14 protein-coding genes are annotated in these 14,484 nt (G+C 37.2%); 1 reads left to right on the top strand and 13 read right to left on the bottom strand.

Annotated features, from left to right (window positions below):
* Nucleotides 1–2: 2 nt before the first annotated feature.
* The 6 genes from LZP85_RS12725 to ilvA all read right to left on the bottom strand — a co-directional run bounded on the left by LZP85_RS12725 (nt 3) and on the right by ilvA (nt 6,149).
* Entirely contained in the window at nt 3–854 is an 852-nt protein-coding gene (locus tag LZP85_RS12725; protein ID WP_119542825.1) for a GDSL-type esterase/lipase family protein, read from the bottom strand.
* Between the two features lie 214 nt (nt 855–1,068).
* Complete coding sequence (locus LZP85_RS12730) at nt 1,069–1,626, bottom strand: SCO family protein (RefSeq protein WP_078990521.1); 558 nt, start codon at nt 1,624–1,626, stop codon at nt 1,069–1,071.
* A gap of 48 nt (nt 1,627–1,674) precedes the next feature.
* Nucleotides 1,675–3,297, bottom strand: a complete 1,623-nt coding sequence (locus LZP85_RS12735; protein WP_119542826.1) for an ATP-binding protein — start codon at nt 3,295–3,297, stop codon at nt 1,675–1,677.
* 146 nt (nt 3,298–3,443) lie between these two features.
* Entirely contained in the window at nt 3,444–4,286 is an 843-nt protein-coding gene (locus LZP85_RS12740) for a DegV family protein (RefSeq protein WP_119542827.1), read from the bottom strand.
* A 167-nt stretch (nt 4,287–4,453) separates the two neighbouring features.
* Nucleotides 4,454–4,705, bottom strand: coding sequence for a DUF2535 family protein (locus tag LZP85_RS12745; protein ID WP_025908502.1), 252 nt, complete (start codon nt 4,703–4,705; stop codon nt 4,454–4,456).
* A gap of 172 nt (nt 4,706–4,877) precedes the next feature.
* Entirely contained in the window at nt 4,878–6,149 is a 1,272-nt protein-coding gene (gene ilvA / locus LZP85_RS12750; RefSeq protein ID WP_119542828.1) for a threonine ammonia-lyase IlvA, read from the bottom strand.
* Between the two features lie 164 nt (nt 6,150–6,313).
* Between ilvA and LZP85_RS12755 the strand changes: the two genes are divergently transcribed.
* Complete coding sequence (locus LZP85_RS12755; RefSeq protein WP_119542829.1) at nt 6,314–6,556, top strand: hypothetical protein; 243 nt, start codon at nt 6,314–6,316, stop codon at nt 6,554–6,556.
* Here LZP85_RS12755 and LZP85_RS12760 read toward each other — a convergent pair.
* From LZP85_RS12760 to LZP85_RS12790, 7 genes are all read right to left on the bottom strand, one after another.
* Nucleotides 6,553–6,942 carry a lysophospholipid acyltransferase family protein gene (locus tag LZP85_RS12760; RefSeq protein WP_119542830.1) on the bottom strand — a complete coding sequence of 130 codons (390 nt, stop codon included), beginning with the start codon at nt 6,940–6,942 and terminating at the stop codon, nt 6,553–6,555. The genes LZP85_RS12755 and LZP85_RS12760 overlap by 4 nt on opposite strands.
* Before the next feature lie 27 nt (nt 6,943–6,969).
* Nucleotides 6,970–7,449 (bottom strand): dihydrofolate reductase, encoded by a 480-nt coding sequence (locus tag LZP85_RS12765; RefSeq protein WP_025908306.1) that lies wholly within the window; start codon nt 7,447–7,449, stop codon nt 6,970–6,972.
* The gene (locus LZP85_RS12770) at nt 7,446–8,240 is read right to left on the bottom strand and encodes a thymidylate synthase (RefSeq protein WP_206833566.1); all 795 of its coding nucleotides are present in this window, start codon (nt 8,238–8,240) and stop codon (nt 7,446–7,448) included. Before LZP85_RS12770 ends, LZP85_RS12765 begins: the two co-directional genes overlap by 4 nt.
* Nucleotides 8,241–8,591: 351 nt before the next feature.
* Nucleotides 8,592–9,494 (bottom strand): formyltetrahydrofolate deformylase, encoded by a 903-nt coding sequence (gene purU / locus LZP85_RS12775; RefSeq protein ID WP_025908304.1) that lies wholly within the window; start codon nt 9,492–9,494, stop codon nt 8,592–8,594.
* 63 nt (nt 9,495–9,557) lie between these two features.
* A complete protein-coding gene (gntK, locus tag LZP85_RS12780; RefSeq protein ID WP_119542835.1) occupies nt 9,558–11,108 on the bottom strand; it encodes a gluconokinase in 1,551 nt (516 codons plus the stop codon).
* Nucleotides 11,109–11,521: 413 nt separating this feature from the next.
* Nucleotides 11,522–13,327, bottom strand: coding sequence for an IucA/IucC family protein (locus LZP85_RS12785; RefSeq protein ID WP_119542832.1), 1,806 nt, complete (start codon nt 13,325–13,327; stop codon nt 11,522–11,524).
* Entirely contained in the window at nt 13,324–14,481 is a 1,158-nt protein-coding gene (locus tag LZP85_RS12790; RefSeq protein WP_234561737.1) for an MFS transporter, read from the bottom strand. Before LZP85_RS12790 ends, LZP85_RS12785 begins: the two co-directional genes overlap by 4 nt.
* Nucleotides 14,482–14,484 lie beyond the last annotated feature (3 nt).

Consider the following 14,484-nt stretch of genomic DNA (forward strand, 5'->3'; position numbering starts at 1 on the left):
CCTTACTCGTTTCCGTTCAGTTCTTCTTCCCGTACTTTCTCTTTGTTTTGTCCCAATAAAGGATCTTCTTCTTCCATTGCATTGCTAATACGTTCCGCCATTAATTCATACCCTTTTTTATTAGGATGAAACTCATCTTTTCCTAAAAGATTGTCAGAAGAATCGTAAAAGACATCATCAATTTTAACATATGTTACGTTTTCATAATTCATTGCTACTTGTTGACTTGCTTGGTTCCATTCATCAATTACAACATTAATCTCTTTCATATCGCTTAGCGTTTTAAAAAATGGATTATAAAATCCTATTAAGTAAATATGTGCATTTGGATTTAGCTTTCGAATTCGTTGAAAAACCTCATTTAAACGTTTTTCATATTTTGATTTTTCTGTTTCAAATGTTTTAATTGAAATATCGTAAAAATAGTCTCTCACAACTTTCATTACGTCGTTACCGCCAATTGTAACATAAATCATATCTGCTCTTGAAACTTTGCTCGCAATTGATGGATCCTTTAATCTTGCCAACAGCTGGTCCGTACGGTTTCCTTTTTTACCCAGGTTAGAAATTGTTACATTTTCCACTTCGTTTTGCTTGGCAATATACTGTTCAATAAAAGGTACGTATCCACCTTTTTTGGATTCATCTCCTATACCTTCCGTTAACGAATCACCTATCGCAACAGCTTCTAATTCCACAGGGAAAAAGCCCTTTGGTATTTGTTCCTTTTCTGTAAGCTGCACTTCTTTTTGATCTACAACGTCTTCTTGATTGACAAGAAAGGTAGGCTGAGAACAGCTAGCTAAAGTGACAGAGCACACGCTTGCCACGATTATTTTTCTCCATTTTTTCATCACAACACCTACTTACTATGCTGTATTCTAGTTGTCGCCTTACTTGACTAGATTTACTATAGCGCATTTATATATCTTTATATAGTAACATACATTGTCAAGGAAGGTCTTTCCCATGTCTATAGTATATGTAGAAAAATGGATAAGAATGTTTATTCTAAAAAAAGGTAACCATGAATTAAAATATAACTTTTAACTCATAGATACCTTCTTTTTACTTACTTAACGTTTTCATATCTTTAATAATTTCGTCATACGGAGTATCTCCCACACCACTATAAGACTTCATAACGGTACCTTCTTTGTCGATTAAATAAAAAGTTGTAGCATGGATAACTTGCGGATCATTTTCTGGCTTTTTAACAACAGCTTTAAATTGGTCCAACGCAAATTTTTCGATTTCTTGTTGTGCATAACCCGTTAGAAAGTGCCAATTCGAAAGGTCCGCATTAAATTTTGCGGCAAACTCCTTCAGTTTATCGGGTGAATCGTTTTCAGGATCTACGCTAAAAGAAATAAAGTTGGCATCGAGTCCCTCTTCTTTCACCATTTTCTGAAGCTTAGCCATATGAGCAGTCATTGGTGGACAAACCGTTTCACAGTTGGTAAAAATAAAGTTAGAGACCCAGACCTTCCCCTTAAGATCATCTAGGCTAACTTCTTTATTCTCCTGATTTGTATAAATAAAAGAATTGAGCTTCCAGTTTAAAGGGTCTTTAATTTGTGAGCCACAAGCTGCTAAAACGATAACTAAAACCAAACACAGCAGCATAAGCTTTTGATTGTTGTTTTTCAATATTTTCCCCCCCGATACAATGTTTTACGTTTTATATGCTGGTATTGAAACAATAAACGTAGATCCTTTTCCTTTCTCACTTTCAACAGTAATCTTGCCTCTCATTTCTTCTACAATTTGGTATGATACCATTAACCCAATCCCTGTCCCTTTTTCTTTTAATGAGTAAAAAGCTGTTCCTAGTCTCTCTAACTCTTGTTGGGTCATTCCTTCACCAGTATCTTTAATTGCAATATGAACTTGATTATCTTTTACATCAATAGACACAGAAAGCTTTCCACCATCTTGCATAGCTTCAATACCATTTTTCATAATGTTGAGAAGTACTTGGTTAAATTCATTCTTATTGCCTCGAACGTATGCTAACTGATTCGTTTGAATTTCAATTTCAATATTGCTTGTTAACAGTGCATATGAAGATAATAAATCTACTAAACTTGTTACGCTTAGGATGCAGTCAATGATATCTACTTCTTTTACCCCTGGACGTGCTAAGGATAAATAATCATTAATAATAACCTCAGCTCGATCCATTTCGCTAATCATTAAATGAATATAACCTAACTCTGCTTTTGTTAGCTTTTGGTTATCTTGAAACAGCTGTAAAAAACCTTTTACCACGGTCATCGGGTTTCGAATTTCATGTGCGACAGATGCAGCTAGCTGACCAATTGCATTCATCTTTTCTGCACGCTGAAGCTCCTTTTGAAGTTTCGTTCGTTCCATAATAATTTCAAGCTCATCCAAAGCTTTTTCCAAGTCTCCACTAGACTCCAAACTCGGTTGTTTTACTGCTAACTGCTCTTTTGTAGCAGCAACCTGCTGAAACAAATGCTGTAACCTTTGGGTCATTACATTAAACTGCTGGCTGATTTGACCGATTTCTGAAGCATCTTTCTGCTGCAATTTAACTTGAAAGTTACCATGACTAACCGATTTAATACCTTCTACTAGTTCTTTAAGAGGAGCCATAACTACGCGTAGACCCCAATCTTGAATAAAAATAATAATCGTAAATAGAAAAACAAGAGCAATAAATAGTAACGAAAACAAGCGCTGCTGATAGGTTGTCATTACGCTAGCATCAACATCAATTACAAGCATAGCAATGACTTCGCCTTTTTCATTTAAAATGGGAGAAAAGGCAGTAATCCACGTGCCAAACTGATCCGTATATGTATCTGTTACCGCTTCCGTTTTTTCTGTTTTCGCTTTCATAAAATGGGTATAAAACTCTTTTTCGCCATAATAGATCATGGAAGGTTTAAGCTGTTGACGCACCTTTTGATTAGCAGTAACAACTATTTTAAATCCATGATTTTCATAAGGTTCTACTGTAAATAGATGACCTTGTAAATATTCTGGACTTGCTTTATAAATACGCTCAAACTGTTTCTCTATCCCTGTTCGAGCTAAAGAGCTAGGTAAATCTTCTGCCTTAACAAATTGCGTAATCTCATTAGGAGATAACGTCTCTTTCCAAAGCTTTGTTGTCGTTAGTGCATTCTGAGTGAGTAGCTGCTTGGTCGTTACGTTTTGGAGATAGTAGCTAACCGAAGCTGTCCCAACTCCAACAATAATAACAATTAACGTGGAGAACAAAACAGTTTTGTTAAACACGCTTAAGTTTCGAATATAATTTCTCATGTTTGCACTCCATATAGAAATTTTTGCTAAACATACGATGGTTACTTTCTCACTATTATAACATCTTTTCACCACTATTAACGTTGAAGTCTATATGATTTTTCCAACAAAAAAGTGACCTGCTCACCAGACAGATCACTTTCAGTTTATTCAGCAAAGTACATAAATCCAATCGCACCAACTCCTGTATGAGTAGAAATAACAGGTGTTGTTTCTTCAATTGTAAAATCTTCATAGCCACAGGCAGCAATTATCGATTCTCTTAGCTTTTGAGCTAGTTCAAATCCTTCCGCATGCACCAATCCGATTCCTTTAATTTGCTTACCTGCCGTTTCCTCCACGATTTGCTTTGTCAAAAATTTCACGATTTGAGAATGACTTCTAACTTTTGCAACAGGCGTATACACACCATCAGCAAGTGAAGCAATAGGCTTAATATTTAGTAGCGAACCAATTAGCGCTTTACCTCGACCAATTCGTCCACCTTTTATTAAGTTTTCTAACGTATCAACTACAACAAACAGCGTCGTATTACGGCGAATTTCATCCAAACGTTGGACAATTTCATTCATTTCACACCCTTGTTGAATCATATCAAGAGCTTCAAACACCTGAAAAGAGAGAGCTTTTGAGATATACATAGAATCCACTACGGTAATATTCCCATCTACCATCTTAGCAGCACTTTCTGCAGAACGTACTGTACCACTCATACCACCTGTCATATGAATTGATAAAACATCGTATCCTTCATTCACTAGGCGCTCGTATACTTCAACAAAGGCTCCAACCGCTGGCTGGGAGCTCTTTGGTAATACATCAGACCTTTTCATCTTTTCAATAAAATCACTTGGCGTTATTTCAACTCGATCTAAATATGTTTCATTATCAATATTAATCGATAACGGGACAATCTCAATACCATATTGAGCTGCTTGCTCTACGGTTAAATCTATCGTTGAATCCGTTACCACTTTAATTTTCGTCATGAGTTCACCCCTACAAAATCCTTTGCGCTCATTATAGCATTGTTCTAAACTTGATTACAGTAATATCCTAAAGTACTTATTATTAAGCTAGTATAATACAACTATTTCACGTAAAACATAAAAAAGTTGACTACGCTGAAAAATTCAGAATAGTCAACTTTTTCTCTTTAAGCATTATGTTTTAATGCGTCAGACTTAAATAGCTGTTCATAATCTTTCCATTTCAACACGCGTTTTAAATATTCTTGAAACGAGTAGGTTTTTTTCGGCATTGATTTCTTCATAATGTCTGTTATTAAGGTATTTAACTTTACAGAGATCATAAACCGAAATGTGCTATCTTCCTCCAATACTGGAATATCAATAATTTTTACTTTTTGACCATTCTCATGTTTAAATTCAAGGCTTTTCAATAGCAAGGCGATCAACCCTCTTTTTACCCGTTTCTTTTATTATACATGGTAAACTAATTACTTGTCTTTTCATTTTTACTTTATTTTTAGAAAAAATGTCTCATAGACATCTTATTCGACGTACAATGAGACATTCCTTTGTAATGCTGTTATTTTATTACAGGTTATTGCATCAATCTTAAATGAATAAATGGAACAAGCTGCTTTCTTTATTAATTTCCGTATAAGGAAATCCTTTTTTATCCATTCGACTAATTAATGGATAATAATCTTCTTTATGTTTTAATTCGATGCCAACCAATGCTGGGCCGCTATCTTTGTTATTTTTTTTCGTATATTCAAAGCGTGAAATGTCATCATTTGGTCCAAGCACTTCGTCTAAAAATTCTCGTAGTGCTCCTGCTCTCTGAGGGAAATTCACAATAAAATAATGCTGCAAACCTTCATACATCATGGAACGTTCTTTGATCTCTTGCATGCGACCAATATCATTATTCCCTCCACTGATAACGCACACCACTGTTTTACCTTTAATTTGTTCGCGATAAGAGTCTAAAGCGGCAATAGAAAGCGCACCGGCTGGCTCTGCAATAATCGCATTTTCATTATAAAGAGATAAAATGGTTGTACAGACTTTCCCTTCAGGAACAATAACGATATCATCAACCACTTCTCGGCTGATTTCATAGGATACGCTACCAACAGTCTTTACGGCTGCCCCATCTACAAACGGGTCAATGGCCTCAAGGGTTACGACTTCTCCTCTATCAAAAGACGTTTGCATTCCAGCTGCGCCGGCTGGCTCTACGCCAATGACTGCTGTTTTAGGAGAAATGCTTTTCACATAAGTCCCTACACCTGAAATTAGACCGCCTCCCCCAATACTTCCAAACACATAGTCAATTTCGTCTTCACAATCGTTAAACATTTCAACAGCAACCGTTCCTTGTCCCGCAATTACATCAACGTCGTTAAAAGGGTGAATAAACGTTCTTTTTTCTTCTTCACTGCACTGAATAGCTGTTTCATACGAATCATCGAACGTATCACCTGTTAAAACAATCTTTACATTGTCTCTCCCTAAAAATTTAACTTGGTTGACCTTCTGTCGAGGAGTAGTGCTAGGCATGAAAATTTTCCCATCAATGTTCAAGTGGCGACAAGCGTAAGCCACTCCCTGTGCGTGATTACCGGCGCTTGCACACGCAATTCCATGCTCTAATTCCTGCTTTGTCAATTGCTTAATTCGATTATACGCTCCTCGAATTTTAAATGAACGAACGACTTGCAGATCTTCACGCTTCAAGTACACATTACATTCATAACGCTCAGAAAGCACATCGTTGCGCTGTAGTGGTGTATGTACAACAACATCTTTAATCATTTGATTCGCAATCATGATGTCCTCTAACTGTACATGTTTTGTTCGATTATCTACTTGTTGTTTCATAACCAACTTCCTTCCTCTTCCTACCTTTTTTTAATTTGTACATTATATCACATAAAATTTAGAAAAATCATTATTTTTAGTTAATCTTTTGATTTTTTTTAATTAGCATATTTTCACCAGTATAGTAAACAGTAAAAAAGAAAGATAGAAAGCTGGTGATTAACATGGAGTATACGTTACAAAGCATTGATAGTGCCATTCCTTGTGAAGTAACTATTGATGATGATAACGGACGATACATGCTGAGGAATGCGGATACAAGTGGAGAAGTATTTAACTCAGCTTCTGAGCTTACACAGTGGGTCCAACAACATTGGAATGAACAACAATTTGTAAACCCAGAAGAATTCAGACAGTTAGTTCATCATTTACAGGAATTTATTGAACAAAAAAAGCGTCTCACTTAAGAGACGCTTTTTGATTGCACTTGATGATGATTATTTAAAGCTTGAATAATTCGCTCACGAACTTGATGATGAATCACGTTTGGATCACTTCCTGCATCTAAATGCGTTGTAACTGGAGGTAAAATCCGTATGGTTACATCTGCTTTTTGAAATCCAACTTTACATTGTTCCATAATGTTCGATGTTCCTGGAATAGCAATAGGTACAATTGGCACCTTAGCATCTAATGCAATTCTTATACTTCCTTTTTTAAACTCACCAATTCCTTTGCCTTTACTCCGTGTTCCCTCTGGAAAAATGACCATTGAATGTCCCTCTTTAAGTAGACAAACACTATCTTTTAAAGCTTGAACCGATGCTCTGCGATTGACCCGATCAATAAACATACTCACTTGCTATGGGTAGTTATTTCATTATGCACGTTCGTACACTGTAAAGTAGTAGGCATAAGGATTTTTTTCATCCTTAACACCTTGCTTTCTTGATACTTCTCTCCAAACAGATGAATCAATTTCAGGAAAGTATGTATCTCCTTCAAACACCTCGTCGATATGCGTAACGTATAAACGAGTCGCCACATGCATAGTTTGCTCATACACTGTTGCGCCACCAATCACAAACAGTTCACTTTCTCCTTCAAGCGATACTAGTTCATCAACAGAGTGAATAACTTTTACACCTTCATGGTGATAGTCTTTATTTCCTGTTAAAATAACGTTGTTTCGATTTGGAAGAGGTTTACCAATTGATTCAAACGTTTTTCGCCCCATTACAATTGTGTGACCCGTTGTGGTTTGTTTGAAATACTGTAAATCAGCTGGCAAACGCCAAGGTAAATCGTTTTCTTTTCCAATCAAGCAGTTGTTGTCCATTGCTACAATTAACGAAATCATACGCTAACGGCCCCTTTAATGTGAGGATGCGGATCATACTCAACAAGCTCGAAATCTTCAAATTTAAAGTCAAAGATAGATTTGACATCTGGATTAATCTTCATTTTTGGTAGCGAGCGAGGTTCACGCGTTAGCTGAAGATTTACTTGTTCAAGATGGTTTGTATAAATATGAACATCACCAAACGTATGAACAAAATCACCTGGTTCTAAATCACACACTTGCGCAACCATCATTGTCAGAAGCGCATAGGATGCAACATTAAAAGGTACGCCTAAAAAAATATCGGCTGATCGTTGATATAGCTGACAAGATAATTTACCGTCTGCTACGTAAAACTGGAATAAGCAATGGCATGGCGGCAGCGCCATGTTATCAACATCCGCAACGTTCCACGCGCTTATCATCAACCTTCTTGAATCCGGATTATTTTTAATTTGATGAATGACATTTGTGATTTGATCAATCGTACTTCCTTCTGGTGTTGGCCAAGAGCGCCATTGGTGACCATAGACAGGACCTAATTCTCCGTTTTCATCAGCCCATTCGTTCCAAATACGTACACCGTTATCTTGTAAATATTTGATGTTTGTATCACCGCTTAAAAACCATAATAATTCATGAATAATTGATTTTAAATGAAGTTTTTTTGTGGTTAAAGCAGGAAAACCTTCTTGGAGGTTAAATCGCATTTGATAGCCAAATGTACTAATTGTTCCTGTTCCTGTCCGATCTTCTTTTTTCGTTCCATGTTTTAATACATGTTCACATAAGTCGAGATATTGTTTCACTTCCGACACTTCCTTTTTCAAAAGTCTTTCTCTATTGTATAGGCGATTTTTTCTCATGTCTATGAGAAAGTGCAGGGTTTCTCATAGAAAAAAGCTGGGACATAACGAACTGATTCCTTCTGGGAGACGAATCATCCTGTTTCTAAACGATGTAGGTTGTAAGAACACATTCGTTCGGTTGCGCCACAGACACTCGCTTTCCCGCAGGATTCAAATGTCCTACGCTCCATTCCACTCTGTTTTCAAAATTGTTTTCCGAACCAACAAAAAATCCGAACTATAAAAAGTAGGTAACTTTAAATAGCTCGGATAGATCATTGGCTGAAATTCTTATGACCCAGCCTCTTTTCATCAATTAAATACAATTGTTCGATTACCGTAAACTAAAATTCGATCTTCTAAATGCCACTTTACTGCTCTTGCTAAGACGGTACGCTCAATTAAGCGTCCTTTTTTCTTCAGCTCTTCCGCATCATCTCGGTGATTTACTCGTTCGATATCTTGTTCAATAATGGGTCCTTCGTCTAGATCATCCGTTACGTAGTGTGAGGTAGCACCAATTAACTTAACACCACGCTTGTATGCTCGCTCGTATGGCTTTGCACCAATAAAAGCAGGTAAGAACGAATGATGAATATTAATGATACGATATGGATTCTCTGCTACAAATGTCGGCGTTAAAATCTGCATATAACGTGCTAAGATAATTAAATCTATGTTGTAGTCCTTCAATAATTGTAGCTGCTGTGCTTCCGCTTCAGCACGAATTTCTTTTGTTGCAGGAATATGATAGAACGGAATACCAAAAGATTCAACGACTTCACGCGCATCTTCGTGATTACTAACGACTACAGCAATATCGCTCATTAAATCACCGCTTTCCCATGCCCATAGGAGTTCTAATAAACAATGTAGCTCTTTTGATACAAAGACCGCCGTTCGTTTTAAACGATGTGCGTACGTAAATTTCGCTTCCATTGAAAATGATTCTGCAATTGATTGGAAAGCTTCTTCCATTGCTGATCCTTTTTCATCCAAGCGGTCGCATTCAAATTCAAAACGAATAAAAAATGTTCCACCTTCTGGATTGGTTGAATGCTGACTAGACTCTACGATATTTGCTCCTTGTTCAAATAAAAACGTAGATACAGCTGACACAATTCCAGGCTGATCTGAACAGCTGATTAACAACCGACCTCTGTTTTTATACTTTTCTTTGTATGATGTTACATGTTGCTCAATGTGCGATTTCATAAAGTTCCCTCTCTCTTTGAATGTACAGACTATTCTATCATTATAATGAAAGTCTACCGATTATCAAGCGTCATTCTTATTTTTAGAGTAAGGATTCGATTCTTCTCCATGCTGAAGCTCTGCTAGTTTCGCGTAATGAGGCTTCATACTATTCATAATATCTCGATAGACGGGCAGAATTTTTTTATATACTTCCACATTTTCAGGAATTGGCTTTAGGTGTGTAGTTTTCCCAACCATCTTCTCTACAACGTTTACCGATTCAACTTCATCAATTGCATAAAGGCCTAGTACGGCTGCGCCAAGACAAGAGCTTTCAAAACTTTCTGGAATTCTTACTTCTGCATTAAAAATGTCAGCCATCATTTGCTTCCATACTTCAGAGCGAGCAAATCCACCTGAAGCTTTAATTTCACGAGCAGGCCCAATTAATTCTTCAAGAGGCTCTAACACTGTGTATAAGTTGTACATAATCCCTTCCAAAACCGCGCGAATCATGTGCTCCTTACCATGATGAAGAGACAGTCCGGTGAATGAACCCCTCGCGTCTGCATCCCATAAAGGAGCCCGCTCTCCTGATAAATAAGGATGAAAAATGAGTCCTCCAGCTCCAGGGGGAATCGTATCAGCCATTTTCGTAAGTAAATCATATACGTTAACATCTAAGCGTTCGGCAACTGCAGCTTCGCTTTTGGCCAATTCATCTTTTGCCCATCGTAAAATCATCCCACCGTTATTAATAGGGCCGCCTACAACCCACAGATCGTCGGTAAATGCATAACAAAATGTTCGGCCCTCTTTATCTAGAACAGGCTCTTTTGTAACCGTTCGAATTGCTCCACTCGTGCCAATTGTAATGGCAATTTCACCTTGATCGATAGCATCTAAGCCCAAGTTAGACAATACGCCATCGCTTGCCCCTATTACAAAAGGAGTGTCTTCATTAATTTTAAGCGTGTGAGCAAGTTCGCTTTTAATGCCTTTGCTCACATGAGTTGCTGGCACAATCGTGGATAGTTGCAAAGGAGAGATTTCTGCATTTGTTAACGCGACTTCATCCCATTGTTTTGTTTCTAAATTAAGCATGCCTGTTGCAGAAGCAATGGAGTAATCTACTATATATTCATCAAATAACTTATGGAATATATATTCTTTAATTGAAATAAATTTAGCTGTTTTTTCAAAGATTTCGGGGTGCTCATGCTTTAACCATTTAATCTTAACAAGAGGAGACATAGGATGAAGAGGCATACCCGTTCGCTTATATAGCTCCATTCGTTGGTTACACAGCTTGTCTGCATATGTAGCCGCTCGCTTATCCGCCCACGTTATACAATTTGTAAGTGGCTCACCACTCTTATCAACAGCAATCAGGCTATGCATCGCGCTGCTAAAAGATACAACTTTTAATTTATCTTTATGAACCTTTCCCTTGGCTATTACTTTCTTAATTGTTGATAGCACAGCCGCAAAAATCTCATCTGGCTTCTGCTCAGCTGTTAGGGCATCCGGCGTATGAAGAGGATAACCAACATGATGTGACTCCTTCACTTCTCCATCAGCAGTAAATAAAACTGACTTTGTTGTTGTTGTTCCAATATCAACACCTATCATATATGTTGTCACGTTACTTAACACCAACCTTTTCTCTCTGCGTTCTTTATTTATGAGGTTTTCCTAAAATGATTTAAACCATGCTTCTGCAGACGAATTACACATTACTCTTTTTACCTGATGCCTTGCATTTAAAACATAAAAACAGGTTGGGATATAACGAAATGATGGCTTTTCCAAGACGAATTATGCCTTTTTTAAAGTATTAGGCTACAATAACCAGTTTGTTCCCTATCACTGCAGACACTCGCTTTCCGCGGGGAGGAGTTACGTGTCCTACGCTTCATTCCACTAGGTTTTTTCAACTTGTGTTTGGAATGAACAAAAAGATACCCAAACTATCAAAAGTCGTTAACTTCTAATAGTTCGGATATCTCGTTAGCTAAAATACTTATGTTTCTGCCTCTTTATATTTAGACTTGTTTTATAACTGCAACTTCATGAAGCGCATTCCTTACTTCCCCATGTTCACTCGCATGTGGTCGATCTTCACCGTCATTGTACCCGTAATCGAACATACGATTTCGGTTTAATGCGAGCTTAGTCACAGATGGACGAAGCAAATCAAACAGTTCAAAGCGCTCTTGAAGCTCTGGAAATTGCTTTTGATATTCAAGTATTTCACTTCTAACACTATTCCAGAATTGATATTCACTTATTCCTTCTTTATTTTCAAGCACTTTCGCTAAATAACGGAAGTGACAAATAAATAAACCTGTTAGGATAAATTGTGTTAAGCCATCTGGTTTCTCGCTCCGCAATACAGCTTTTAATTCGGGCGTTAAACTTTGTAATTCTTTAAATGATTGATCACTAATATTTACGTCATCAACAAAATCTTTCATAATAATGCGGACTGGCTTACCTTCTTTTAAGACAAGAACTGTATTTTGACCATGAGGTGAGAACACCGTTCCATATTGATATAAGTAATGTAATAACGGCGGAAGAGTTGCGCTCATTAATGCTTCTACCCACTGTGAAGCAGATAAGGCAGACTGTTCTATATAAGACGATACCAATGCTTTACCCTTAGAGTCCACATGCAAGAGTGCTGCTAGCGTAATAGCTTGCTCTCCTTCTTCTAACTCTTGATAAATACTTTCTCTCCACACGACGCCAAGCATTTCTAAATATTGATAAGGAGCATCTTTCATTGCTGCAAATGTCGGATGGTCTACATTTAAAGTGGCTACTTCTCCTAACAAGCCTACTTTACATATGTCTCGCAAGAATGAATCATTGTCGCGAATGTCTTTTATATGCTTTGTTACCTGAGGTGCAATAACCGTCCGTTCACTCGGAAGACCTCGATATACAAGCGTATTTAAAATGCTCATTGGTAGCTTTACATGATATTTATTGCGATTTGTTGTATTAACAAATGTGCGAATTGACTGCTGCGGAAGATAATAATCATCTCCTTCCCCCATTGGGACAATGAGATTTTCCGCTAAATAGTGTGCATATAGAGGAATAATCATGTTCTTCCACTGCCATTCATGAACAGGTAGATAATAATAGTCTGCTGGTTGTAAACCTTTTTCCTGCAATTGATTTTCAAATACTTCTACTGTTTTTTCACCTAGCTCTTGTTCCATTACTTGTTGGAACTGAAGTGATGTGAGTGAATGGAAAGAGCTCACAGTTTTCGACACAGCAATCCATGATAACTGAATTTTTTGCTTTTGTTCCGGAGCAAATTTCATATAGTCATTATAGCTAAAACCAATTCGTCCTTTGTTATATGTAATCCAAGGGTGTCCCGTCATTTCACCTTCAAGCTCTGCGTAGTCAAGATTTGCTAGTTCATCAGCACTGAGACGTTCTTGTAAATGAAGATCAGCCACAAGGGTATGCATATATTCTTTAGCTAAATGTCCAGCTGTTGAAAACGACATTTCATCAAGGTCAGACAGACTAATTAATAGCTGTAGTGCTCTTGAAGAGTTAATCAGCATATTATTTTCTTCTATATAAATTGTTTCTACTAACACTTCATAACTATCAAACAAGCGCTTTTTCGCTTCAAATCGATAGACAATTCCACGAGGGTCTTTCCATTCATACAACGAGCTTTCCTCGTTTACCTTCACCTCGTGTGGAGTAATAATATTTTCATACATAAACTCCTCTAACATTTTAGCAAGCAATTGATTATTTGCTTTATTCCAGCGCTCTTTTGTAAATACCGTTAAATTCGTATCTGTTATTTTCATCCTTTATTCTCCTTTACCGGTTTATAGAATTTTAACCTCTGCTGAGCCATGATAAATGATAGAACTGCTGCCAGTAATACCATTCCACCACCAATAAGAGGTATATGTAGCTTGCCATTTTGAACAAGTATTAGCGCAAGTAGCGGCGCTAAAAGCAAGCCAACATTTTGTGCCGTTAGCATCCAACTATAATAAGAAACCGTCTCCGCATTGCTTTGCTTAAAAAGATAAAGATCGATAATTAGGAGGCTAATGTAGAAGCCTATCCCATATAAACATCTGCTGATTATAAAAAAAACTAACGATGATGTAAAAGCTTGCATGATCAATACGACTGAGCTAAACGCTAATACTCCGTATAACACATGCATCATATTAGAGCGCTTGAACGTTCCTGGAGGCAGCACAAACTTTAGTACAATAGCCATGACACTTGGCATAACGTAAAGCACTGCATTTAACCATTCATCGACTCCATATTCACTTGAAACAAAAATCGTAAAGTATGGTCTCACCATATTGTGAGCGATGTGAAAAAGAAAAACAGCAAGTAAATAGCCAATTAGGCATTTTGGAAAAAGGGAACGAACGGTCTCCTCTTTGTCCTTTACTCTTTTGGATCCACTCATTCCTCTCGCAAAAACAGCTGCAAAAATCAAATCAATGCACGCAAAGAATTTATAAATTACAAGCGGCATTTCCCATGAAATGACGAAGCTTCCAGCCAGACTTGCTAGGATTATTCCGCCGTTCAACGCCAAGAGATAAGTTGCTGCTTTTTTCTCTTTGTTTTCGCTTGTGCTTACCAGGTGTGGATAAAGTAAGTATAGGCAACTTTGAAATACAAGTAGTAGAAGTGAAAAAGCTAGAAACATGGAAAAGCTGCTGCTTTCACTCAACATCCATTTACAAATGGATATACTAACAAGAGCATAGACGCTTACTTTTTCAATCTTCCACTTTTTTAAAAGCAACCCCCAAATTGGTGTCATAATAATGACGACTATTCGACAACAAATAATAAAAAAGGATGTTGCCTGTAAGCCATTAACCTGAAAGAAATCTGTGAAAAATTGGGGGTAAAAAGGTGACAGAAGAACTTCTGACACCACCGTCATAAACAAGCACGTAAATATAATCCACGAGCGAATCATTTT

The organism is Priestia flexa (assembly GCF_021441905.1).
GTDB classification, from domain to species: Bacteria; Bacillota; Bacilli; order Bacillales; family Bacillaceae_H; genus Priestia; species Priestia flexa.